Source organism: Dickeya undicola (assembly GCF_000784735.1).
Classification (GTDB): domain Bacteria; phylum Pseudomonadota; class Gammaproteobacteria; order Enterobacterales; family Enterobacteriaceae; genus Dickeya; species Dickeya undicola.
The window spans coordinates 42,647-67,406 of sequence record NZ_JSYG01000021.1 but is presented as its reverse complement, the minus strand read 5'-3'; the positions used below and the strand labels follow the sequence as shown (position 1 = coordinate 67,406).

The 24,760-nt window shown below is 53.5% G+C and carries 18 protein-coding genes; 16 read left to right on the top strand and 2 right to left on the bottom strand.

Annotation, left to right across the window (positions count from 1 at the left end; genetic code table 11):
• Positions 1-11: 11 nt before the first annotated feature.
• The 3 genes from asd (at position 12) to cspE (ending at position 2,335) form a co-directional block, all read left to right on the top strand.
• On the top strand, positions 12-1,112 hold the full coding sequence (asd, locus tag OB87_RS10600) for an aspartate-semialdehyde dehydrogenase (protein ID WP_033569417.1): 1,101 nt from the start codon (positions 12-14) through the stop codon (positions 1,110-1,112).
• Between the two features lie 198 nt (positions 1,113-1,310).
• On the top strand, positions 1,311-1,748 hold the full coding sequence (nikR, locus tag OB87_RS10595; RefSeq protein ID WP_033569416.1) for a nickel-responsive transcriptional regulator NikR: 438 nt from the start codon (positions 1,311-1,313) through the stop codon (positions 1,746-1,748).
• A 374-nt stretch (positions 1,749-2,122) separates the two neighbouring features.
• A complete protein-coding gene (cspE, locus tag OB87_RS10590) occupies positions 2,123-2,335 on the top strand; it encodes a transcription antiterminator/RNA stability regulator CspE (protein WP_013319797.1) in 213 nt (70 codons plus the stop codon).
• A gap of 167 nt (positions 2,336-2,502) precedes the next feature.
• On the opposite strand, the gene OB87_RS10585 is transcribed toward cspE, so the two are convergent.
• Positions 2,503-4,188 carry a sensor histidine kinase gene (locus OB87_RS10585; RefSeq protein ID WP_033569415.1) on the bottom strand — a complete coding sequence of 562 codons (1,686 nt, stop codon included), beginning with the start codon at positions 4,186-4,188 and terminating at the stop codon, positions 2,503-2,505.
• Between the two features lie 377 nt (positions 4,189-4,565).
• On the opposite strand from OB87_RS10585, the gene glgB reads away from it, so the two are divergent.
• From glgB to OB87_RS10520, 13 genes are all read left to right on the top strand, one after another.
• Entirely contained in the window at positions 4,566-6,749 is a 2,184-nt protein-coding gene (gene glgB, locus OB87_RS10580) for a 1,4-alpha-glucan branching protein GlgB (protein WP_033569414.1), read from the top strand.
• Positions 6,749-8,734, top strand: coding sequence for a glycogen debranching protein GlgX (gene glgX, locus OB87_RS10575; protein ID WP_033569413.1), 1,986 nt, complete (start codon positions 6,749-6,751; stop codon positions 8,732-8,734). The genes glgB and glgX overlap by 1 nt, the downstream gene beginning before the upstream one ends.
• A 39-nt stretch (positions 8,735-8,773) precedes the next feature.
• On the top strand, positions 8,774-10,060 hold the full coding sequence (gene glgC, locus OB87_RS10570) for a glucose-1-phosphate adenylyltransferase (RefSeq protein WP_033569412.1): 1,287 nt from the start codon (positions 8,774-8,776) through the stop codon (positions 10,058-10,060).
• Between the two features lie 39 nt (positions 10,061-10,099).
• A complete protein-coding gene (gene glgA / locus OB87_RS10565; RefSeq protein ID WP_033569411.1) occupies positions 10,100-11,533 on the top strand; it encodes a glycogen synthase GlgA in 1,434 nt (477 codons plus the stop codon).
• Between the two features lie 22 nt (positions 11,534-11,555).
• Positions 11,556-14,003 (top strand): glycogen phosphorylase, encoded by a 2,448-nt coding sequence (glgP, locus tag OB87_RS10560; RefSeq protein ID WP_033569410.1) that lies wholly within the window; start codon positions 11,556-11,558, stop codon positions 14,001-14,003.
• 383 nt (positions 14,004-14,386) lie between these two features.
• The gene (locus OB87_RS10555; protein ID WP_012768188.1) at positions 14,387-14,905 is read left to right on the top strand and encodes an Hcp family type VI secretion system effector; all 519 of its coding nucleotides are present in this window, start codon (positions 14,387-14,389) and stop codon (positions 14,903-14,905) included.
• A gap of 181 nt (positions 14,906-15,086) precedes the next feature.
• A complete protein-coding gene (gene tssI, locus OB87_RS10550) occupies positions 15,087-17,048 on the top strand; it encodes a type VI secretion system tip protein TssI/VgrG (RefSeq protein ID WP_033569409.1) in 1,962 nt (653 codons plus the stop codon).
• Positions 17,045-17,875 carry a DUF4123 domain-containing protein gene (locus tag OB87_RS10545; protein WP_033569408.1) on the top strand — a complete coding sequence of 277 codons (831 nt, stop codon included), beginning with the start codon at positions 17,045-17,047 and terminating at the stop codon, positions 17,873-17,875. Before tssI ends, OB87_RS10545 begins: the two co-directional genes overlap by 4 nt.
• Positions 17,876-17,886: 11 nt before the next feature.
• Entirely contained in the window at positions 17,887-19,431 is a 1,545-nt protein-coding gene (locus OB87_RS10540; RefSeq protein ID WP_033569407.1) for a hypothetical protein, read from the top strand.
• A gap of 14 nt (positions 19,432-19,445) precedes the next feature.
• A complete protein-coding gene (locus tag OB87_RS10535; protein WP_033569406.1) occupies positions 19,446-20,468 on the top strand; it encodes a hypothetical protein in 1,023 nt (340 codons plus the stop codon).
• 122 nt (positions 20,469-20,590) lie between these two features.
• Positions 20,591-21,613 carry a hypothetical protein gene (locus OB87_RS10530; RefSeq protein ID WP_033569405.1) on the top strand — a complete coding sequence of 341 codons (1,023 nt, stop codon included), beginning with the start codon at positions 20,591-20,593 and terminating at the stop codon, positions 21,611-21,613.
• 122 nt (positions 21,614-21,735) lie between these two features.
• Positions 21,736-22,755: a hypothetical protein gene (locus OB87_RS10525; protein WP_033569404.1), complete on the top strand. Its 1,020-nt coding sequence runs from the start codon at positions 21,736-21,738 to the stop codon at positions 22,753-22,755.
• Between the two features lie 25 nt (positions 22,756-22,780).
• Positions 22,781-23,047 carry a type VI secretion system PAAR protein gene (locus tag OB87_RS10520; protein WP_033569403.1) on the top strand — a complete coding sequence of 89 codons (267 nt, stop codon included), beginning with the start codon at positions 22,781-22,783 and terminating at the stop codon, positions 23,045-23,047.
• A 207-nt stretch (positions 23,048-23,254) separates the two neighbouring features.
• Here the strand turns inward: OB87_RS10520 and glpD are convergent, their stop codons facing one another.
• Positions 23,255-24,754, bottom strand: coding sequence for a glycerol-3-phosphate dehydrogenase (gene glpD / locus OB87_RS10515; protein WP_033569402.1), 1,500 nt, complete (start codon positions 24,752-24,754; stop codon positions 23,255-23,257).
• Between the last annotated feature and the right edge of the window lie 6 nt (positions 24,755-24,760).

The window sequence follows — 24,760 nt, the reverse complement described above, 5'->3', positions numbered from 1 at the left end:
GACGGTTTACCATGAAAAATGTTGGTTTTATTGGCTGGCGCGGAATGGTCGGTTCGGTACTCATGCAGCGCATGGTGGAAGAACGCGACTTTGATTTAATCCGCCCGGTATTCTTCTCTACGTCTCAGCACGGCCAGGCGGCACCGGCGCTGGGCGGCCAGCAGGGTGTCCTGCAGGATGCCTACAATCTGGACGCGCTGCGTGCGCTGGATATCATCATCACCTGTCAGGGCGGCGATTATACCAACGAAATCTATCCAAAGCTGCGTGAAAGTGGCTGGCAAGGATACTGGATCGACGCAGCATCGTCTCTGCGAATGAAGGATGACGCGATTATTATTCTGGATCCGGTCAACCACGGCGTGATCAAGTCCGGTCTGGATAAAGGTATTAAAACCTTCGTTGGCGGCAACTGTACCGTCAGCCTGATGCTGATGTCGCTGGGCGGCTTGTTCGCCAACGATCTGGTGGAGTGGGCGTCTGTCGCCACGTACCAGGCGGCATCCGGCGCGGGCGCGCGCAATATGCGTGAACTGCTGGTGCAGATGGGCCAGTTGAACGCCGAAGTCGCCAGCGAGCTGAGTGACCCGGCTTCCGCCATTCTGGATATCGAACGCAAAGTGACGGCGCTGTCGCGCGGCGGCCTGGATGTGGAAAACTTTGGCGTGCCGCTGGCGGGTAGCCTGATTCCGTGGATCGACAAACAACTGGAAAACGGCCAGAGCCGCGAAGAGTGGAAAGGCCAGGCGGAAACCAACAAGATTCTGAACACCGCCAGCACGATTCCGGTGGACGGTCTGTGTGTGCGCATCGGCGCGTTGCGTTGCCATAGCCAGGCTTTCACGCTGAAATTGAAGAAAGATGTGTCGATTCCGGAAATCGAGCAGATGCTGGCAACCCACAATGATTGGGTAAAAGTGGTGCCGAACGACCGCGAAATCACCATGCGTGAACTGACCCCAGCCGCCGTAACCGGTACGTTGTCCACCCCGGTAGGCCGCCTGCGCAAACTGAACATGGGCCCGCAGTACTTGTCTGCCTTCACCGTCGGCGACCAACTGTTGTGGGGTGCTGCCGAACCGCTGCGCCGTATGCTGCGCATCCTGCTGTAATCATTGCCATTCGAGGCGTGCCAGTACGGTACGCCTCGCGTTATTCTCTGTTTTCCCCCAATCTTTCGCGCCTTGCGTTTTGTAGATTCACGCGCCATATTGCGCTGCGTCACGATACCCGCAGCGGTGCGCGGCATAATGGGGCGACCCGTGCGGCACCGTCGCCGTGGATTCCTTTCGCTTTTCTGTGAGGCCAACATGCAACGACTGACGATTTCCCTGGATGACCCGCTGGCCGAGGCGCTGGACGCGTTGATGCTGCGTAAAGGCTATGCCAATCGGTCGGAAGCGTTTCGTGACATGTTGCGGCGTGAGCTGGGCGAAATGACGGTGGCGCAGGATAAAAACGCCGAATGCGTGGCGGTGCTGAGCTATGTGTACGACCATCACGAACGCCAACTGTCGAGTCGGCTAGCCGGTATGCAGCATGAGCATCATCACCTTACCGTGTCCACCATGCATACCCATTTGAGCCACGACGAGTGCGTGGAAACCGTGATTCTGCGTGGGCCGACCGAGCACGTGGAACAGTTTGCGGCATCGGTCATCGCCCAAACCGGGGTACGTCACGGCCGATTGAACCTGATCCCGATGGATAGTGCCGCCAGTGGAATGGAACCAGCAAAGCATGAGTAACCCGTCATCGGGTCAGGGTATCGCATGGTGTTGGCAGATGATTCAGTACGTTAAGCGTGGGTTCTGAAACCGGTGGTGGTGAAAAAATCACTGCGCGGAATTCATTAACGTCATGAATTATAATAAATATAAAATATTTACATCTTGCGATAATACATAACGCTTGCATTCGTTCCCGAGGAATGCGTTAATAGCGCCACGGTTTGTTAGTCAGACCTATTTATGCCAAGCATTTTACTAAAGCAGTCCTCAGTCCAAGCGTTATCCTCGATATCACTTCCCCTGAATCTCTTTTTTTCTTGCTCATAAGTATTTCCTGCAATGCAGACCTATATCGCCCTCTAACGGGCTGGAAAAGATTACGAGGTAATATAATGTCTAATAAAATGACTGGTTCAGTAAAATGGTTTAACGAAACTAAAGGTTTTGGTTTCATCACTCCGGCTGACGGCAGCAAAGATGTATTTGTTCATTTCTCTGCCATTCAGAGTGACAGCTTCAAAACGCTGTACGAAGGCCAGAAAGTTGAATTTGTTATCGGCAACGGCCCGAAAGGTCCTTCTGCTGAAAACGTTGTAGGGCTGTAATTCCCTGGTAATCATCACTTACGATAGCGAGGATGGCGTTAGCCGGAGCAGTTAAGTTGATGTGATACCCAGGTTTGCCTGAGAACGGCTTCCCCCACAAGGGAAGCCGTTTTTTATTTTATGGGCATACTGAAACGCAGTAAATAATGATCGGTTTCGGTTGCGATTTATCCCACTCGCAGTGGCACTCGCACCCGCACACGGGTAAAGCGGTCCGGCTCGCTGATGACGGTGATGCCGTAGTGGTGGCCGTAACGTGCCTTGATGCGCCGGTCTACCAGATTCATCCCCAGTCCGTTGCCGCCATTGCGCGGGTGATAAGTCCCGGCGTTATCTTCCACCGTCAGTTCCAGCATGTTGGCGTGGGTGCGTGCGTCAATACGCAGATGGCCGTTGTCCATCATTTGGGAAATGCCGTGCTTGATGGCGTTTTCCACCAGGGGTTGCAGGGAAAACGCCGGTAGTCTGGCGGCTTTCAGCGACGGCGGGATGGTGATGTCTACCGTCAGCAGGTTAGCGAAGCGCGCCTTCTCGATTTCAAGGTAGGCATCGACATGCTCCAGTTCATCGCTCAGTGCCACTTCGTCGCTGCTACGCTTGAGGTTTTTGCGAAAGAAAGTGGATAGCGATAGCACCAGCTGACGTGCCTGATCCGGGTTGCGGCGAATAATCGCCGACAGGGTATTGAGAGTGTTGAACAGAAAATGTGGGTTAACCTGCGCGTGCAGCAACTTGATTTCAGATTGCGCCAGCAGTCGTTTCTGCTGCTCGAAGCGTCCGGCAAAAATCTGAGCGGACAGCAGGTGACCGATGCCTTCTCCCAGTGTTCGGTTGATGCTGGAGAACAGCTTGTTTTTCGGTTCATATAACTTGATGGTGCCGATCACCCGCTGCTCTTCGCCGCGTAGCGGAATCACCAACGTGGAGCCAAGCTTGCAGTGCGACGAGATGGCACAGTTGAAGGGGGCTTCGTTGCCGTCGGCGTACACCACCTGATTGTGGTCGATAGCCTGATGGGTGAACGGCGAGGTGATCAGCGAACCGGGCGTGTGGTGATCGTCGCCAATACCGACGAATGCCAGTAATTTTTCCCGATCGGTGATGGCGACCGCGCCGACGCCCAACTCTTCATACAGGATGCGCGCCACCCGCATACTGGTTCTCGGGTTAAACCCTTCCCGTAGCGCACCTTCGGCGCGGGCGGCAATCTGCAACGCGCGGGCGGAAAACGCCGACGTGTATTTCTCGAACATCGCCCGCCGGTCCAACAGGATGCGCATGAACATCGCGGCCCCAACGCAGTTGGTGATAATCATCGGCAGCGCAATGCTTTTGACCAGCGCCAGTGCGTCGCCAAAGGGCCGCGACAACAGCAGGATAATGCTCATTTGCAACACCTCCACCAGCAGGGTGGCGGCGGCGATGACCAGCGGCTGGAACAGCAGATCGACGCGATGGCGTCGGGTCAGGTAGCGGTGCAGCAGGCCGCCAGCCAGCCCTTCCGCGACGGTGGAAACCATACAAGCCAGCGCAGTCATACCGCCGAGGGAATAGCGATGCAAACCGCCAGTCAACCCGACCAGTACGCCCACCGACGGCCCACCCAGAACACCACCCAGTAGCGCGCCGATGGCTCGGGTATTGGCGATTGAATCGTCGATATGCAGGCCAAAATAGGTGCCGAGGATGCAGAACATCGAGAAGGTCAGGTAACAGATCAGCTTATGCGGCAGGCGGATGGTGACCTGCGTCAGTGGAATAAACAGTGGGGTTTTGCTCAATAGATAGGCAATAACCAGATAAACACATGTTTGTTGCAGCAATGACAGAATCAAATCGACCTGGCTTATCATAAGCAGTACACCTCCCTGTTGATGTCTCCGATTTTACCCGTCGCGGTCGAACAATCTCCGAACAGGATCAACATACGCTAACACTATGATTAATTATTTTTTCTTATAAGTCTTCAGCGTAAAAATTTATCCATAATCTCAAATATTTTCTCTTTTCTTGACTAAGCTGAATCTTAGGTTTGTCTGAAGAATACTTCGCAGGCTCAGCACAGAGCGTGAAGTTTTTTTTATTTAGGTGGGTTTTTTTATGGGGTCAGGCTGGTTCCTTTTCTGTTATTGACGCAGGGCATTTCCTTATCCGCAAGAATGCCTAAGAAATGATCTGTTTCTTTAACATGTTTAACTTATTCAGATGGTTAATTCAGAGGATGGATGCCATGTCAGGTTTTTCTGATCAGAACATTATTAATCTCCTTTTTTCCGGTCATTACGCCGATCCTTTTGCGGTACTGGGTATGCACAGTACATCAGCAGGGCTGGAAGTTCGGGCACTGCTTCCTGACGCCAGCGAGGTGCACGTGGTGGATACACACAGCGGGCGCAAAGTGGCTGCATTGGAATGTCTGGATGTGCGCGGCTTTTTCTCAGCGGTGATACCTCGCCGTAAAAAGCCGTTCAGCTATCGGCTGGCAGTAACCTGGCAGCAGGATACGCATGTTATCGATGACCCTTATCGTTTTGGCACGCTGTTACAGGATCTGGATATCTGGCTGCTGGCGGAAGGGCGTCATTTGCGGCCGTTTGAAACGCTGGGTGCGCATCCGGCTATGCTGGATGGCGTCGATGGCACCTGTTTTGCGGTCTGGGCACCGAATGCCCAGCGGGTGTCGGTGGTGGGGGATTTCAACTTCTGGGACGGCCGCCGTCATCCGATGCGTCTGCGGCGGGAAAACGGCGTGTGGGAGCTGTTTGTGCCGGGTGTCGGGCCGGGCCAGTTGTACAAATTCGAGATTATCGACTGTTACGGCAACGTGTTGGTGAAATCCGACCCTTATGCGTTCGAGTCTCAGATGCGCCCGGATACCGCGTCGGTGGTCAGCCGTCTGCCGTCTGCCTTGCCGGTGGATGAAGCGCGCCAGAGCGCCAATGATTTGCAGTCGCCGATTTCTATTTACGAAGTGCACCTGGGGTCGTGGCGGCGGCACACCGACAATAATTTCTGGCTCAGCTACCGCGAACTGGCGGACCAATTGGTGCCCTATGTCAAAGAGATGGGGTTTACCCATGTCGAACTGATGCCGGTGCATGAGCACCCGTTTGACGGCAGTTGGGGCTATCAGCCGCTGGGGTTATACGCACCCACCCGCCGTTTCGGTTCGCCGGACGATTTCCGCTATCTGGTGTCGGCCTTCCATGAAGCGGGTATCAATGTGTTGCTGGACTGGGTATCCGGCCATTTCCCGGCGGACAGCTATGGCCTGGCGCGTTTTGACGGCACCGCGCTGTACGAATACGCCGACCCGAAAGAAGGCTACCACCAGGACTGGAACACGCTGATTTATAACTTCGATCGCCACGAAGTGCGCAACTATCTGGCGGGCAACGCGTTGTACTGGACGGAACGCTTTGGCGTCGACGGGCTGCGGGTAGACGCGGTGGCCTCGATGATTTACCGCGATTACAGCCGCCGTGACGGGGAATGGGTGCCTAACTACTTCGGTGGTAAAGAGAATCTGGAGGCGATCGGTTTCCTGCGTTACACCAATCAGATGCTGGGACAACATCATGCTGGTGCGGTCACCATCGCCGAAGAATCTACCGATTACGCCGGGGTAACCTTGCCGCCGGAGCATGGCGGCCTGGGTTTCCACTACAAGTGGAACATGGGCTGGATGCACGATTCGCTGGCTTACATGCAACTGGACCCGGTACACCGCAAATACCATCACGACTTGCTGACCTTCGGCATGTTGTACGCCTATAGCGAAAATTTCGTGCTGCCGCTGTCGCATGACGAAGTGGTGCACGGCAAACGCTCGTTGCTGGACCGGATGCCCGGCGACGTCTGGCAGAAGTTCGCCAACCTGCGCGCCTACTACGGTTTCATGTGGGCCTACCCCGGCAAGAAACTGCTGTTCATGGGCAGTGAATTTGCACAAGGGCGGGAGTGGAATCATGACACCAGCCTGGACTGGCACCTGCTGGATGAGCCGGAAGGCTGGCACGCCGGGGTACAGCAACTGGTGCGCGACCTCAATCACTGCTACCGCCAGCATCCGCCGCTTTACCAGTGCGACTACCTGCATCAGGGCTTCGAATGGGTGGTGGTGGACGACCGGGAAAACTCGGTGTTCGCCTTTATCCGGCGCGATGCCGACGGCAATGAAATGCTGATTATCAGCAACTTTACCCCGGTGCCGCGTGATGGGTATCGCGTCGGTATCAATCAGCCGGGGAACTGGCGCGAGGTGCTCAATACCGACTCCCTGCATTACCACGGTACTAACCAGGGCAATCAGGGGCTGGTACACAGCGAAGCGGTAGGTAGCCATTCACGGCCGCAGTCGCTGGTGCTGACGTTGCCGCCGCTTGCCACCCTCTATCTGGTTAAGGAGGGGTGATGGCTGAGCTGCTGGCGGGTCGCCCACGGCCATTGGGGTCGCATTTCGATGGTGAAGGGGTGAATTTTGCGTTGTTTTCGTCGAAGGCCTCTCGGGTTGAGTTGTGCATTTTTGACGGCCTGCGGGAGCAACGTTTTCCGCTGACAGCACGTACCGGTGACATCTGGCACGGTTATCTGCCCGATGCGCAGCCGGGGTTGTGCTACGGCTATCGCGTCGCTGGCGCGTTCGAGCCGCAGCGCGGGCTGCGTTTCAACCCGAACAAACTGTTGCTTGACCCTTGTGCCCGGCAGATGGATGGCTGGGTAGTGGATGACGAGCGCCTGCATGGCGGCTACGACCAGCCGGACCCACGCGACAGCGCGGAGGTAATGCCGCGCAGTGTGGTGGTGGATGAGCGCTACGACTGGCAGGGCGATCGTTTCCCGGCTACCCCCTGGCGTGAAACGGTGCTGTACGAAGCGCATGTGCGCGGGCTGACCAAGCGGCATCCGTCGATTCCTGCGTCAATACGCGGCACCTATGCCGCGCTGGCTCACCCGGTGATGCTGGATTATCTGACGTCTCTTGGCGTGACCGCCATCGAGCTGATGCCTGTCCAGCAACATGCCGACGAGCCGCGCTTACAGGAGATGGGGTTACGTAACTATTGGGGATACAACACGCTGCTGCCGTTCGCGGTGGACAATTCACTGGCCACCGATGACGACCCGCTCAACGAGTTCCGCGACATGGTGCGGGCGCTGCATCAGGCCGGTATCGAGGTGATTCTGGATGTGGTGTTCAACCACAGCGCGGAACTGGATGTAGACGGGCCGACCCTGACGTTGCGTGGTATCGACAACGCCAGCTACTACTGGCTGACGGAGCGCGGCGATTATTACAACTGGGCGGGGTGCGGCAACGTGCTACGGCTTGAGCACCCAGCGGTGCTGCAGTGGGTGATTGAGTGCCTGACGTTCTGGCGCGAGGTCTGCCATGTGGACGGCTTCCGTTTTGATCTGGCGACGATTTTGGGCCGCCTGCCCGCATTTTCTTCCGCCGCGCCATTTTTCACCGCTCTGCGTAATCACCGTTCACTGCGTGACTGCAAATTGATTGCCGAACCCTGGGACATCGGCACTGGCGGTTACCAGTTAGGGCAATTTCCGGCACCGTTCGTGGAATGGAATGACCGTTTTCGTGACGACATACGCCGTTTCTGGCTGCACGGCGATTTGCCGCTTGGGGTGCTGGCCCGCCGTTTCGCTGCCTCCAGCGAAGTGTTTGACTGCAATGGCCGACAGCCCTGGGCGTCGGTCAACATGCTGACCTCTCATGACGGTTTTACCCTGCGTGACCTGGTGTGTTTCAACCACAAACACAACGAGGCCAACGGGGAGCAGAACCGGGATGGCACCAACAGTAACTTCAGTTTCAATCACGGCACCGAAGGGCTGGAGGCGGATGAGGAGACACAGGCGCGGCGGCGCGCCAGCCAGCAGGCGTTGCTGGCTACGCTGCTGTTGTCTCAGGGCACGCCGATGCTGCTGGCCGGTGATGAATTCGGTAACAGCCAGCAGGGCAACAACAACGCTTATTGTCAGGATAACGCGTTGGCCTGGCTGCATTGGGATCAGGCGGATAGCGAGCTTATCGCTTTTACTGCCGGGTTGATCCGCCTACGCCGCGCTATCCCGGCGTTGCAGCGTGGAGGGTGGTGGCGTGATGGCGAGAATGACGTGCGATGGCTCAATGCGCAGGGAGACGCATTAACACCGCACGAATGGGAACAGGGAGCACACCAGTTGCAAATTCAGCTTTCCGAACGCTGGCTACTGTTAATGAATGCCACGCCGCAGGAATGTGATTTCTCCCTGCCGGAAGGCAAATGGCGGGTTGCGCCGCCGTTTAGTGCAGCCGACCAGCCATTGGAGGGCAAGGTCTGGCGCGGACAGGCGAATGCGGTGTGTGTGTTGGTAAAGCAACAACAAGAAAAAGAATAAGCAAAACATAGCAAGTAAAAAAATAACAAGGAGCCTGACATGGTGAGTACTGATAAACACGACCCTCTGATGCTAGCCAGGCAGTTGCCCCTGAAATCAGTCGCCCTGATTCTGGCTGGCGGGCGAGGAACCAGACTGAAAGATTTGACCGCGCATCGCGCCAAACCCGCCGTACATTTCGGCGGCAAATACCGGATTATCGATTTTGCTCTCTCCAATTGTTTGAATTCCGGCATTCGACGCATTGGCGTGATCACCCAATATCAGTCGCATACGCTGGTACAGCATATCCAGCGCGGCTGGTCGTTCCTGAATACCGAAATGAACGAATTTGTTGATTTGCTGCCAGCGCAGCAACGACATGATGAAAACGATCACTGGTATCGCGGCACCGCCGACGCGGTGTGCCATAACCTGGATATTATCCGGCGTTATCGGGCGGAATACGTGGTGATTCTGGCCGGTGACCACATCTATAAGATGGATTATTCACGCATGTTGTTGGATCACGTGGAGAACGGTGCCGAGTGCTCGGTGGCCTGTATTCCGGTTCCCATCGGGGAAGCGCACGCGTTTGGCGTGATGAGCGTGGATAAAGACAACCGCATTATCAGCTTTGACGAAAAACCCGCCAAACCGACACCGATGCCCGATAACCCGGACATGGCGTTAGCCAGTATGGGGATCTACGTATTCAACGCGGATTACCTTTACCGGCGACTGGAAGAGGACGTGTGTACCTCGGAGTCGAGCCATGACTTTGGCAAAGATGTAATCCCGAAAATTGTCGCTCAGGGACATGCCTGGGCGCATCCCTTTACGCTTTCCTGTGTTACCTCGTCGGACAACGCGCCGCCGTACTGGCGGGATGTGGGGACGCTGGAAGCCTACTGGCGCGCCAATCTTGACCTCGCCTCAGTGATGCCGGAACTGGACATGTATGACCACAACTGGCCGATTCGTTCGGCGATGGAAGCGCTGCCGCCCGCCAAGTTCGTGCAGGACCGCTCCGGTAGTCACGGGCTGACCATGAACTCGTTGGTGTCCGGCGGCTGCATCGTGTCCGGCTCGGTAGTGACGCACTCGGTGCTATTTCCTCGGGTACGTATCAACTCCTTTTGCAGCATCGATTCATCGGTGTTGTTACCGGATGTCAATGTCGGGCGCTCATGTCGTCTGCACCGCTGCATTGTCGATCGTGCCTGCGACATTCCGGAAGGCATGGTGATTGGTGAAAATGCCGAGGATGACAGCCGCCGCTTTTATCGTTCCGAAGAAGGCATTGTGTTGGTCACGCGCACCATGCTGGCCAAACTCAAACCTTAGCCGCGATGCCTGAGACGAGGCGGCTCAATGGGAGACAAGATGCGGGTATTACATGTATGTTCAGAGCTGTTCCCCCTACTGAAAACCGGGGGACTGGCGGATGTGGTGGGGGCCTTGCCCGCGGCGCAGATCGCAGCGGGGATGGATGTGCGAGTGCTGTTACCGGCGTTCCCTGATCTGAAAAAAGGCATTCCGGATGCGCAGGTGGTGCGTGAACTGGATACGTTTGGCGGCCGAGTCACCCTGCGCTACGGTCATTACAACGGCGTAGGTATCTACCTGATCGATGTTCCCCACCTGTATGAACGGGCGGGCAGCCCGTATCACGACACCTCTTTGTTTGCCTATTCAGACAACTTTTTGCGGTTCGGTCTGCTGGGGTGGATGGGGGCGGAGATGGCCAGCGGCGTCGATCCCTTCTGGCGGCCGGACATCGTGCACGCCCATGACTGGCACGCCGGGTTAGCCTGTGCGTATCTGGCGGCCAAAGGTCGACCTGCAAAATCGGTATTTACCGTCCATAATCTGGCTTATCAGGGATTATTTGACGCCCGTCACATTGCGGACCTGCGATTGCCGCCGGAGTACTTCCACATGTACGGGCTGGAGTTCCACGGGCAGATTTCTTACCTCAAGGCCGGGCTGTATTACGCGGATCATATCACCACCGTCAGCCCGACTTACGCCCACGAGATTACCCAGGCCGAATATGGTTACGGGCTGGAAGGGTTGCTGAAGTCGCGAGAAGACGCCGGGCGTCTGTCCGGTATTCTCAATGGCGTGGATGATGATATCTGGAACCCGGCACACGATTCCTTGCTGACTGCGACCTACAGCCGTGATGAGCTGGCTCGTAAGGCCGAGAACAAACGGCATTTGCAAACCGCGATGGGGCTTAAGGTGGATGACCGGGTGCCGGTGTTCGCCATCGTCAGCCGACTGACCAGCCAGAAAGGGCTGGATATCGCGTTGCAGGCGGTGCCGGGTTTGCTGGAACAAGGTGGGCAAGTGGTGGTGCTGGGGGCGGGTGACGCTACCTTGCAGGAAGGTTTTCTGGCGGCGGCAGCGGAGTATCACGGCCGTGTCGGCGTTCAGATCGGTTATCACGAAGCGTTTTCGCACCGCATTATTGGCGGCGCGGATGTGATTATGGTTCCTAGTCGGTTCGAACCCTGTGGTTTGACCCAGCTGTACGGCCTGAAATACGGCACGTTACCGCTGGTCAGGCGCACCGGCGGGCTGGCGGATACAGTAGCAGATTGCTCGCTGGAAAATCTGGCCGATGGCCTGGCGAGCGGTTTTGTGTTCAGCGATTGCAATGTGGCATCGCTGTCGCGGGCGATTCGTCGGGTCTTTGTGTTGTGGTCGCGTCCATCGCTTTGGCGCTATGTACAGCGCCAGGCGATGGCGATGGATTTTAGTTGGCAGGTTGCTGCCCAGGCCTATCGTGCGCTTTATCAACGTCTGTGGTAGTACGCATCAATGGGATGACATTATGAATTCTCCGTTTATCTACAATTCACCAACGCTTAGCGTCGACGCGCTGAAACACTCCATCGCTTATAAGTTGATGTTTACCGTCGGCAAGGATCCCAGTATCGCCAGTAAACATGACTGGCTGAACGCTGCGGTATTGGCCGTCAGGGATCGCATGGTAGAGCGCTGGCTGCGCTCCAGCCGCGCACAGTTATCGCAGGATGTCCGGCAGGTTTACTACCTGTCGATGGAGTTTTTGCTGGGTCGAACCTTGTCGAATGCACTGCTGGCGATGGGGATGTTCGATGATCTGAAAGATGCGCTGGACGCGATGGGGCTGGACCTGAACGAACTGCTGGAAGAAGAGGATGACCCGGCATTAGGCAACGGTGGCCTTGGACGCCTGGCGGCGTGTTTCCTCGACTCGCTCGCCACTATGGCGCTGCCGGGGCGCGGTTACGGTATTCGCTACGAATACGGTATGTTCAAACAGAATATCGTTGACGGCAGGCAGGCAGAATCGCCGGACTACTGGCTGGAATACGGCAACCCGTGGGAATTCGTTCGCCACAGCACCCGCTACAAAGTGCGTTTTGGTGGCCGTATCCAGCAGGAAGGCAGCAAAACCCGCTGGCTGGAAACCGAGGAGATCATCGCCTGTGCCTATGATCAAATCATCCCCGGTTTTGATACCGATGCCACTAATACGTTGCGGCTGTGGGCGGCGCAGGCCAGTAACGAAATCAACCTCGGTAAGTTTAATCAGGGTGACTATTTCGCGGCGGTGGAGGATAAAAACCATTCCGAAAACGTGTCGCGCGTACTGTATCCCGATGACTCCACCTATTCCGGCCGCGAACTGCGCTTGCGTCAGGAGTATTTTCTGGTGTCTGCCACGGTACAGGATATCCTGAGCCGCCACTGGATGATGCACAAAACTTACGACAATCTGGCGGAGAAGTTCGCCATCCATCTGAATGACACCCATCCGGTGCTGGCTATCCCGGAACTGATGCGGTTGTTGATCGACGAGCATAAGTTCAAGTGGGACGCGGCCTGGGACGTGGTTACCAAGGTGTTCTCCTACACCAACCACACCCTGATGGGTGAGGCGCTGGAAACCTGGCCGGTCGATATGATGGGTAAAATTCTGCCGCGCCATCTGCAACTGATTTTCGAGATCAATGACCGGTTTCTTGATGAGGTGCAGGAGCGATTCCCCAATGATAACGACCTGCTGGCTCGGGTATCTATCGTCGATGAAACCCACGGGCGCAAAGTGCGCATGGCATGGCTGGCGGTGATCTGTAGCCATCAGGTGAACGGGGTGTCCCAGTTGCATACCGACCTGATGGTGCAGTCGCTGTTCGCCGACTTCGCCCGGCTCTATCCGGACCGTTTCTGTAATAAAACCAACGGCGTGACTCCGCGGCGCTGGCTGGCGCTGGCGAACCCGTCGCTATCGAAAGTGCTGGACGACACCATCGGCAAAACCTGGCGTACCGACCTGAGCCAACTGGCGGACCTGAAGCCACATATCGATTTCCCGGCCTTCCTGCAAAAGGTGCGCAAGGCCAAACAGGAAAACAAAAAGCGGCTGGCGATTTATATCGCCCAGCACCTGGATGTGGTGGTGGATCCGAGCGCGTTGTTTGATGTGCAAATTAAACGTATCCACGAGTACAAACGGCAATTACTGAACGTGCTGCACTTGATCACGCTTTATAACCGCATCAAGGATGACCCGGAGCTGGATCGCGTACCGCGCGTCGCTATCTTTGCCGGTAAGGCAGCCTCTGCCTATTACATGGCCAAGCACATCATTCATCTGATCAACGATGTCGCCAGCGTGGTGAACAACGACCCGGAGGTGAAAGACAAGCTGAAGATCGTGTTCATCCCCAACTACGGTGTTAGTCTGGCGCAAATCATCATTCCGGCGGCCGACCTGTCGGAACAGATTTCGCTGGCAGGTACGGAGGCGTCCGGCACCAGCAACATGAAGTTTGCCCTGAACGGTGCACTGACCATCGGTACGCTGGACGGTGCTAACGTTGAAATGCGTGAGCGGGTGGGGGATGAGAATATCTTTATCTTCGGCAACACCACGGAACAGGTGGAAGAACTGCGTCGCAACGGTTACAACCCGCGTGAATTCTACAATCAGGACGAGGAGTTGCATCGGGTGCTGACGCAGATCGCCACCGGCGTATTCAGCCCGGATGAACCGGGCCGCTATGCCGACCTGTTCGATTCGCTGGTCAGCTTTGGTGATCATTACCAGCTACTGGCCGATTACCGTAGCTACGTCGATACCCATGACAAGGTAGATGACGTGTACCGGGATGAAGATGAATGGACGCGCCGCACCCTGCACAATATCGCCAACATGGGGTATTTCTCGGCCGACCGCACCATTCAGGAATACGCCGACGACATCTGGCATATCAAGCCGATACGGCTGTAAGAAAAGCGTGTCGGATAGCCTTGATACGGAAGCTGCCTGCGGGCAGCTTTCTTGCTTTCGAGGGGGGATCACGGGCTTTACCCGTCTGCGGGATTAATTGTGATTTCCGTCACAGAAAATGGGCCTTTCATTGTCTTTAAAATAATCAGCATCAGAATAATTACAAAATCTGCGCAACTTCTTGCTCACTTTCCAGCATAAATCCCTGTTTGCGCAATGGATGCCGTTTTTTCGGGAGGTCTGCGCAATTTTTTGCTCAAATTTGACTTAGGGAAAATGGCGGTGTTATTTTCCCCTTTAAAAACAATTAAATAAAAGTTGGCATAGTCATTGCTTTATGAACCGTGAAGTCAAACACATGTTCAATAACAAGGAGCAAGACTATGCCAACTCCATGCTACATCAGCATCGAAGGTAAAACTCAGGGCAATATCACCGCCGGTGCCTTCACCTCCGACTCCGTCGGCAACATCTACGTGCAGGGCCACGAAGACGAAATGCTGGTGCAGGAATTCAAACACATCGTCACCGTACCGACCGACCCGCAGTCCGGCCAGCCTGCCGGTCAGCGCGTGCACAAGCCGTTCAAGTTCACCGTCGCGCTGAACAAAGCCGTACCGCTGCTGTATAACGCGCTGGCTTCCGGCGAAATGCTGCCGACCGTGACCCTGAAGTGGTATCGCACCTCTGTCGAAGGCAAGCAGGAGCATTTCTTCACCACCACCCTGACCGATGCCACCATCGTCGACATCAACAACCAGATGCCGCATTGCCAGGACCCGTCCAAGCAGGATTACACCCAGCTTATCGAAGTGTCTCTGGCCTACCGCAAGGTGGACTGGGAGCACACCGTGGCCGGGACTTCCGGCTCCGACGACTGGCGCGCGCCGATCGAAGCGTAATGACCATCAACCCGGACTCCGGTCCGGGTTTTTTCGTTTTTGTCTGCGCTGAGCGATGGTGGCCCCATCGCTGAGTGCAGGGTATTGATTATGATTGTGGCCCGCACATCCGGTAAACCGCCGGGTGTGCGGTAGCTATGGCGTTATAGAAAGAATGGCGTCGGGAAAAGGAGGAAGCAGGGTGGCGAACAGTACAGGATTGCAGTTTACCGTGAAGGTCGGCGCGTTGCCGGAAACGACGTTCGCGGTGGTGGATTTTGAACTCGGTGAAGCGCTGAACCAGCCGTTTGCGCTGTCGCTGAGCCTGGCCAGCAGTCAGGCCGACATCGACTTCGGGGCGGTGCTGGACCAGCCGTGCGAGCTGCTGGTGTGGTACGAAGGCGAACTGCAGCGCCGGGTCAGCGGTATCGTCAGCCGCTTTGCCCAGGGCGACACCGGCTTTCGCCGCACCCGCTATCAGGTCGAGGTGCGCCCGGCACTGTGGCGGCTCGGTCTGCGTACCAACGCCCGCATCTTCCAGACCCAGAAGCCGGACGCGATTATCAGTACCCTGCTGGAAGAAGCCGGGATCACCGATTACGCCTTCGCCCTGCGCCACGAGCACGCGGTGCGCGAGTACTGCGTGCAGTACCGCGAAAGCGACCTGGCGTTCATCAACCGGCTGGCGGCGGAAGAAGGGATGTTCTACTTCCACGAGTTTGAAGCCGGTAAGCACCGGGTGGTGTTTGCCGATGACGCCGGTGCGCTGACCAAAGGCCCGGAACTGTTCTTCAACCTGGCGACACAGGGGCTGAGCGAAGGGGCGTATGTGCGCCGTTTCCGCTACGCCGAGGCGGTGAGTACCGCTGAAGTGGCGCTGAAGGATTACAGCTTCAAGACCCCTGCCTACGGGCTGCTGCATAACAGGATGAGCAGCGAGCTGGACCATCAGCGCGAATCCTACCAGCACTTTGATTACCCCGGCCGCTTCAAGCAGGACCCGAGCGGCAAGGCGTTTACCGGCTACCGGCTGGACGCGCTGCGCGCCGGGGCGATGACCGGGGCGGGTGAATCCAACGCTGCCGAACTGATGCCGGGCAGCACCTTTACCCTCACCGAGCACCCGAACGCGGCATTCAACCTGGCCTGGCAGGTGGTGGCGGTGACCCACAGCGGGCAGCAGCCGCAGGCGCTGGAAGAGGAAAGCGGCGGCGAGCCGACCACCCTCAGCAACAGCTTCGAAGTGGTGAAAGGCACCACCACCTGGCGGGCGGCGATGCCGTACAAGCCGATGGTGGACGGCCCGCAGATTGCCATGGTTGTCGGCCCGGCGGGGGAAGAGATTTACTGTGATAAATTTGGCCGGGTGAAGCTGCAATTCCCGTGGGACCGCTACGGTGCCAGCGACGACCAGAGTTCGTGCTGGGTGCGGGTCAGTCAGGGCTGGGCCGGTGGCCAGTACGGCCTGATTGCCATTCCGCGCATCGGTCATGAGGTGGTGGTGAGCTTTCTGGAAGGGGACCCGGACCAGCCCATCGTCACCGGTCGCACCTTTCATGCAACCAACCTGTCGCCGTATCCATTACCGGCGCACAGGACGCGTACCACGTTGCGTTCTAAAACACACAAAGGGCAGGGGTTTAACGAGCTCAGTTTTGAGGATGCCACCGATAACGAGGAGATCTTCATTCATGCTCAGAAGAATATGGCCATTCGGGTGCTGAACTCCAAAGATGAACGGGTGGACTATAACCGGACCACAAGTATTGGGCATGATGAAGAGCTGGTCATCGCGAATAACCGCAAGGTAACGGTGGAAGGCAATCAGGACCATAAAATTACCGGTCATAATTTGACGTTGACGGAAGGCGACCATGGCATTCAGGTAAAAGGCGATCTGGCGCAGAAGGTCAGCGGTGTTTTCAGTGTGGACAGTAACGGCGACCTGACGCTGCAAAGCGGCAATAAGCTGACCCTGCGAGTAGGCGGCAGTTTTATCGTGATCCATGCTGGTGGCGTGGATATCAAAGGACCCGCTATTAACCTGAATTCCGGAGGAAGTCCGGGCGATCTTGCCGTACCCGCCGACCCGGCGATTCTAAAGGCTGCCGCTGCTCAAGGGGCGATGTTCGTTGCCCACTGCCCGAAGGAAGATAAAGCATGAGCGAGCCTGTACAGTATGCGGTTATTGATGGTGCAACCGAAGAGGGATTGCTGGATTTTTTGTCTGAACACAATCCACCCCATTGTTGCCTCTATGCCGAGCCGCTACAGCCAGAGTTGGTTCCGCTGGCCCCTTATCTGGTTGAAGTAACACGTGAGGTCGCGTTATGGCTTGCGAATAAAACAACGCCATGGGGTATTTATGTGTTTACCTCTGCCGTAATGAAAGACCTGCGGCACCATTTGCGCAAATATTTGCAGGTCATTATTCCTTCTGAAGAAAAACCGGTGTTTTTTCGTTTTTATGACCCAAGAAATATCTGGGATTTTTGTCGTGTCCTGAGCGAGTGGGAGTTGCACTGTTTTATGGGACCGATGGATAAAATTGCAACGGCATACGATGGCGTGACGCGAGAGGATAGTTTCCAGCCAGCACGTGAACCGTTTCCAAAAATGATGCAAAACAGAATGAAGCTCTTCAAGCTAAACCAGTCGCAACTGGATTCGCTAAACCAGTATGCAGAAGAACGATATATTGAGGGGCTAATCTCAGCAACGTTCACACGCTATGAGGAAAAAATAAAACATGGCCCGACAGATTTATCTGTGGGTGGTCTTGTTCGGGAGTGTTATTACTTTTGTAAGGAACAAGGCATTGAGGATGATCGCTCTATTCGGGGAATGTTGCATTTGTTGATGGAAAAGGACATCTATTCATTAGCTAAACTCCCGATGACCTGGCGGCAAATGCTTAGTAACGAAAGTTTGCCTGGTTATTTTCGTGTCGAAAGTTTGCTTAATGAAGTGCTGGGGTATATTCCCCATTAAAGGATATGCATATGTCTAATGAAAATGTATCACTAAAAGCCGGTAGTGCCTGTGCCACCTGTAATAACCCGGATCCTTGCGTATACAAGATAACGCTTGATGCCTTTGATAAAAAGACACACATCTGGCCGATTGAGCAAAAGATTCATCTGAAAGTTCTGGATAGTGGCAGCGGCATTAAAGGCACGGTTAAGGTAGAAGGGAAATGCCATAAGCCAACGTGTCCTCAGGCAACGCTGGAAAGTCATAACGAAAAAATAAAACTGAAAACTAAAACAGAGAATCCTGTTACCTTGTATTATAAAAAACCATCAGATCAGGCGGAGGTTAACCCGCAGGTTGGTTCAATCTGGTCGTATCTCGACAGTATCATTTTACCTTCGGATGCGATTGATGCGCCCCATCATTATGATCTGGTGACTCAAGGCTGTACAGGAAAGGCGGTTTATGCACAAATTGATGTCTACCCTACGATAGAATTACGGGCTGTCATCGGCTTTAGCTACGAGTTGAAAGGAAAAGAACGCTCGTGGAAAGAGCGGCGTGATGAACAAATTGCAGCCAGAAAAAAAATGGAAGATGTTAAGCCGAAGAATGGCAATAAATTGCGAAGTGGCTGGACGTTGCATACCGATCAATTTCAGATTACTCAGCAGCGAACATTGAATATCGATTATGGTCTGAAAATTGCCAGCACAGATTATTCGCATAAATTTGCAGAAGCGACCCGTAAAGTCAAAACCGTAAAAACACTGGAGCAGATCAACAGAATTGAACGGTTTATGAGTAATATTAATAAGTACCTGTTACCTGATCCGGATAAAAAAGGTTCGCGTGAATATCGTGTATTCGATTTCTCTGTTGAGCCGGTTAACATGGGCGTTTCGTATGCCTATCAGCGTATGCTCACTGTTGACGATGCAACCCACTTTATTGGCCTGTATGCTGCGCCTTTTCTCAGCATGAAAATGAAGATTGATCTGATACAGTTACTGGCCGCTTACTGTAAAGTCGACAGCATAGCGGCGAAATGCCGTGAATATATAGCCAAAGGTGGGAACGCGATAGAGTGTTATTTGCAACTGACGACGGCGGTGCATCTGGCGATTGGTGCGGCATACAAACAGCAGGACTGGACCTTCAGTGCGGGCAAAGAGAATAAGCTCGGGTTTACCCTGGAAGGGGTGGTCAGTGTGGCATTTAAAACCGAGGTGTTATTTGTTGAAGTGGCGCTGAAGGCTTCAGCTTCCCTAAAAACCGAAGCGGGTTTTAAATTGGATCAGCATGATGATGGGATCGACCTGGTCGGGTATCATGATGGAGTGGTAGCTGAAGTGGCATTAGCTGCTGATGCAAAGTATAAACACGAGCGTGGTGGTATGGATGAAATGAGTAATAAATACTCATATAAATATAAAACTGTCTTAGGTGCGCCTTTAAAAGAGTCAGAATCGCCGATGCGGGTTAATCTGTTTGGTAAGGAGCGGGTATTGCCTAAACCTAAAGTGGTGGCAGCAGAGCCCTGGGCCATGGGGTACAACCCGAAGTCTAAATAGTAAAAGGGATGCATATGATTGCTGAAATGGGCAAATGGACAAGTATGGTGATTGCAGGAGTGATGATGATGTCTACCGCCAGTGCCGCCGAGGCACCATTAAAAATCCGTAGTGTATTTGATATTAACAGCGCGTTTTGTGCCATCAAGACCAATGGCGTACTGGGTATGGATAACCGTGATTCGGCGGCTGCCGGTAGGGGGTTCGGTTCTGCCAGCACCAACGCGCTGCTTTTTCTGGAAAATGGTGAGAACGATATCACGCTGGAAATAGGTGCATTGGGATGGTTTTCTGAAGAAAAAACACCTGAAAATGTGCGTAAGGTATTTAATCCGAATGCTAGCTGCAACCTTGCGTTAACGGCGTTTAAAGGTGAGCAGACAAAGGTGTTGAGTCGCATTCATGTGGCGATAAATAAAGAGGGCGTTCCCTTTGCTCAGACTGCCGGTGATAAAGCCTCCACTACGCCAGAGAGGATTACCTTCCAGAAAATAACCGCCCAGCAGGTGGAAAAAGGGCATATACCGTCTAAGTATTTTATTCCCAATTATTTTCCTGATGGTATGGAGCTGTACCAGTTTACACAGAAGGTGTATCTGAAAGGTCTGCCGGAGTGGAAATGGACAAAAGCCACCCCGTTTACCGGGAAACCGGAACAGATTCAGGCGCTGAAACTGGCGTATCTTGAGCTGTGGCAGTTTCTCGCTTCGAAAAACAGCTCTGCGATAAAGTCCGGTTTGAGCGATGCATTACATGCCTGGTCAATCACAACCGGAAATACCGCTGATGAAGTCTATAATGATTATGGCTTTGATGAGGATTTCCACAATCCTGGATTTGAAATGATTCCTATTAACTGGAATGATTACGAGTTAGAGATAATGAATAATAATAGGATGGTTAGATTCATTAATAAATCAGATCCCACTATATCACCTATTTCTTTTTTTAAAGTAAATGATGAAGGAAGAAAAAGATTTTCTGGATATTCTCCAATATTCTCTCTTGTTAGTGGTAAGTTTATTCCAGTTATTTGAAAAGGAGTAAAATAATGGGTGTGGGAGTGAAATGGAAAGTATATGAACTCTCATCTTTCAGGTTGTGAATACGCTATTAGATTGGCTCTGATGTGAGCCACACCATTGGAAGAGATAGCTTAATGTATTACCTGAGCAAATGGACAAGCCTGATATTGTTAATGTTGGTGATGATGTCTACCGCCAGTGCCGCCGAGGCACCATTAAAGATTCGCAGCGTATTTGATATTAACAGCGCGTTTTGCGCCATCAAGACCAATGGCGTACTGGGTATGGATAACCGTGATTCGGCTGCTGCCGGTAGGGGATTCGGTTCTGCCAGCACCAACGCGCTGCTTTTTCTGGAAAATGGTGAGAACGATATCACGCTGGAAATAGGGGCATTGGGATGGTTTTCTGAAGAAAAAACACCTGAAAATGTGCGTAAGGTATTTAATCCGAATGCTAGCTGCAATCTAGCGTTAACGGCGTTTAAAGGTGAGCAGACAAAGGTGTTGAGTCGCATTCATGTGGCGATAAATAAAGAGGGCGTTCCCTTTGCTCAGACTGCCGGTGATAAAGCCTCCACTACGCCAGAGAGGATTACCTTCCAGAAAATAACCGCCCAGCAGGTGGAAAAAGGGCATATACCGTCTAAGTATTTTATTCCCAACTATTTTCCTGATGGTATGGAGCTGTACCAGTTTACACAGAAGGTGTACCTGAAAGGATTGCCGGAGTGGAAATGGACGAAGGCCACTGCGTTTACCGGAAAACCGGAACAGGTACAGGCGCTGAAACTGGCGTATATTGAGCTTTGGCAGCTTTTTGCGGCAAAAAACAGTACTGCGATAAAGTCTGGTTTGAGTGATGCATTACATGCCTGGTCAATCACAACCGGAAATACCGTTGATGAAGTCTATAATGATTATGGTTTTGATGAGGATTTCCATAATTCTGGATTTGAAATGGTCCCCATTAACTGGAGTGATTATGAATTGGAAGTGATGAATAACCAAAAAATGGTGCGTTTTGTTAATAAATCGGATCCTACTATATCTCCTGTTTCATTTTTAGAAAAAGACAGTGACGCGAAGGATAAAAGCTTCTCTGGTTATGCTCCAATATTTTCACTTGTTAATGGTAAGTTAATTCCAGTTATTTGAAAAGGAGTGAAATAATGGGTATGAGAATAAAATGAATAGCATATGAATACCTACTTTTCAGATTGTGAATACGCTATTAGATTGGCTCTGATGTGAGCCACACCATTGGAAGAGATAGCTTAATGTACTATTTGAGCAAATGGACAAGCCTGATATTGTCAATGGTGGTGGTGTGGTCAACCGCCAGTGCCACCGAGGCACCATTAAAGATTCGCAGCGTATTTGATATTAACAGCGCGTTTTGCGCTATCAAGACCAATGGCGTACTGGGTTTGGATAACCGTGATTCGGCGGCATCCAGCAGAGGGTTTGGTTCTGCCAGTACTAACTCGTTGCTGGTATTGGAGAATGGTGAGAACGATATCACGCTGGAAATAGGGGCATTGGGATGGTTCTCTGGTGAGAAATTATCTGCGGATGTACGTAAAGCATTTAACCCGGATGCCGGTTGTAACCTTGCGTTAACGGCGTTTAAAGGTGAGCAGACAAAGGTGTTGAGTCGCATTCATGTGGCGATAAATAAAGAGGGAGTACCCTTTACTCAGACCACTGGTGAGACGGCTTCCACCACCCCGGACAAGATCACCCTCAAAAAAATCTCTGCTCAGCAGGTGGAGAAAGGGCATGTACCTGCGGATTATTTTAGAAGTAACTATTTTCCTGATGGTATGGAGCTGTACCAGTTTACACAGAAGGTGTACCTGAAAGGGTTGCCGGAGTGGAAATGGACAAAAGCTACCCCGTTTACCGGAAAACCGGAACAGATTCAGGCGCTGAAACTGGCGTATCTTGAGCTATGGCAGCTTTTTGCGACCAAAAACAGTGCTGCGATAAAATTTCGCTTGGGTGAGTCACTATATGCGTGGTCAGTAACGACAGGAGAGAATATAGATGATGTATATAATGATAATAAATTTGTTGAAGATATTAAAAATAAAAAATTTGAGATGATTCCAATCGATTGGGGCAACTATTCTCTAGAGGTTGTAAATAATAATAAAATGGTTAGATTTGTTAATAAAACAATTCCTGAGATATCTCCTTTATCTTATTTCATCGAAGGTGAAGGTGGTGAGAAACAGCTAGGATATTTCTCACCAATATTTTCCTTGATTGATGGTAAATTTATTCCAGTTATTTGAACGGGCATACGCGCACGGAGGATATATGGGCAATGCAGTTAAAGTCGGGGATAGCGATACCGGGCATGGTAACCATCCGCCAACGCCGGTCACAGTAGGCTCATCAACCGTTAAAGTGGATGGTTTGCCATTGGCTCGGCAGGGTGACCCGCTTGCTCCCCATGCCCATAGTCGTAATATCAGTAGCGGTTCCTCCAGTGTTTTTGTTGACGGCAAGCCAGCGGCGCGTACGGGCGACACAGTGAATTGTGGTGGCGTGCTGATTGGTGGTGGCAGTGTGAACATTGGATAGTGGTGATACAACTATACCCTTCATCCTTCAAGTTGCAGGTGTGTTGGCTGCGTTCAAATCGGCTTACGCTAATTTGTCGCTCCCCCAGTCACTTACTTGTGTAAGCTCCTGGGGGGCACTCACTTGCCGTGTTACAAGCCTCTAATAATCCTTACCCTAAAGGGCCAACGCATTACGTTGTTCAACACGCCATCGTCATAGGCGCGGTTAGCTCGCTTTCGCTAACTGCCTACGGTAGTTCTCCAGCCATTCACTGATACGTTGCTGTTGGGCATCATCCAGCCACATCCCCAACTTGGTACGACGCCAGATGGCGTCATCCAACGACACCACCCATTCGTGTTCTACCAGATAACGCAGTTCGGCTTCGTACAAGGTATGGCCGAAGTGTTCACCCAGATCGCTCAGTGCCTGTGTGTTGCCGAGTATTTTCTCGCTCTGGGTGCCGTAGGTGCGGCTGTAGCGGCGCGCTAACGCTTCTGGCAGATTGTAACGGCGGCGCAGCTGCGCGGCGTAATCGTCGCGAGTGCCGCTGATATCGCCGCCGGGCAAAACCGCGTTGCGGGTCCAGGCCTGGCCTGCCTGCGGATAGTACTTCGCCAATTTTTCCAGCGCATGTTCGGCTAATTTACGATAAGTCGTCAGCTTGCCGCCAAACACCGACAACAGCGGTGCCTTGCCGCCATCGTCTGCGACCGACAATGTATAGTCGCGGGTGATGGCTTGCGGTGAATCTGATTCATCATCGCACAGCGGACGCACGCCGGAGTAAGTCCAGACAATATCGTCGCGTGTCAGCTGTTTTTTGAAGTGATCGTTGTACACATCCAGCAGATAACGAACTTCGTTGTCGTCGATTTTGACGTCACGCGGGTCACCTTTGTATTCCACGTCGGTGGTGCCGATGATGGAGAAGTCGTCCTGCCAGGGAATCACGAATACGATGCGGTGATCTTTGTTTTGCAGGATGTAGGCTTGTTCTTCGAGGTGTGCGCGCGGCACCACGATATGGCTGCCTTTGATAAGCCGAATACCGTAGGGTGATGGCAGCGCCAGCCCGTCGTCGAAGAATTGACGTACCCACGGGCCGGTGGCGTTGACCAGCCCTTTAGCCTGAACGCGCAGAGTATCACCGCTCAGGGTATCTTGCGCTTCCACTATCCACAGGCCGTTTTCCCGGTACGCGCGGGTCACTTTCATGCGCGTTTTCACCTCGCCGCCACGGCGTACCACTTCCTGCGCGTTCAGTACCACCAGCCGGGCATCGTCCACCCAGCAGTCGGAATATTCGAAACCGCGCGTCAGTTCCGGTTTCAGCACCGATTCACGACCGAATCGCAACCCGTGACTGGAGGGCAGGCTGACGCGTTTGCCCAGATGGTCGTACATGAACAGCCCGGCGCGGATCATCCAGGCTGGGCGCAAGTGTGGCTGATGGGGCAGGCGAAAGCGCATCGGGAAAATGATGTGCGGTGCCATTTTCAACAGCACTTCGCGTTCCGACAACGCTTCCCCTACCAGCCGAAACTCGTAGTGTTCCAGATAGCGCAAGCCGCCGTGAATCAGCTTCGAACTGGCGGAAGATGTTGCGCTGGCCAGATCCTGTGCTTCCAGCAACAGCACGGATAGCCCGCGCCCGGCGGCGTCCGCTGCGATACCGGTGCCGTTAATGCCTCCGCCGATCACGATCAGATCTTTGGTTTCCACGTTTTC

Coding starts and splice junctions, on each gene's coding strand:
- asd (WP_033569417.1), top strand. CDS start 12: ATGAAAAATGTTGGTTTTATTGGCTGGCGCGGAATGGTCGGTTCGGTA.
- nikR (WP_033569416.1), top strand. CDS start 1,311: ATGCAACGACTGACGATTTCCCTGGATGACCCGCTGGCCGAGGCGCTG.
- cspE (WP_013319797.1), top strand. CDS start 2,123: ATGTCTAATAAAATGACTGGTTCAGTAAAATGGTTTAACGAAACTAAA.
- OB87_RS10585 (WP_033569415.1), bottom strand. CDS start 4,188: ATGATAAGCCAGGTCGATTTGATTCTGTCATTGCTGCAACAAACATGT.
- glgB (WP_033569414.1), top strand. CDS start 4,566: ATGTCAGGTTTTTCTGATCAGAACATTATTAATCTCCTTTTTTCCGGT.
- glgX (WP_033569413.1), top strand. CDS start 6,749: ATGGCTGAGCTGCTGGCGGGTCGCCCACGGCCATTGGGGTCGCATTTC.
- glgC (WP_033569412.1), top strand. CDS start 8,774: ATGGTGAGTACTGATAAACACGACCCTCTGATGCTAGCCAGGCAGTTG.
- glgA (WP_033569411.1), top strand. CDS start 10,100: ATGCGGGTATTACATGTATGTTCAGAGCTGTTCCCCCTACTGAAAACC.
- glgP (WP_033569410.1), top strand. CDS start 11,556: ATGAATTCTCCGTTTATCTACAATTCACCAACGCTTAGCGTCGACGCG.
- OB87_RS10555 (WP_012768188.1), top strand. CDS start 14,387: ATGCCAACTCCATGCTACATCAGCATCGAAGGTAAAACTCAGGGCAAT.
- OB87_RS10545 (WP_033569408.1), top strand. CDS start 17,045: ATGAGCGAGCCTGTACAGTATGCGGTTATTGATGGTGCAACCGAAGAG.
- OB87_RS10540 (WP_033569407.1), top strand. CDS start 17,887: ATGTCTAATGAAAATGTATCACTAAAAGCCGGTAGTGCCTGTGCCACC.
- OB87_RS10535 (WP_033569406.1), top strand. CDS start 19,446: ATGATTGCTGAAATGGGCAAATGGACAAGTATGGTGATTGCAGGAGTG.
- OB87_RS10530 (WP_033569405.1), top strand. CDS start 20,591: ATGTATTACCTGAGCAAATGGACAAGCCTGATATTGTTAATGTTGGTG.
- OB87_RS10525 (WP_033569404.1), top strand. CDS start 21,736: ATGTACTATTTGAGCAAATGGACAAGCCTGATATTGTCAATGGTGGTG.
- OB87_RS10520 (WP_033569403.1), top strand. CDS start 22,781: ATGGGCAATGCAGTTAAAGTCGGGGATAGCGATACCGGGCATGGTAAC.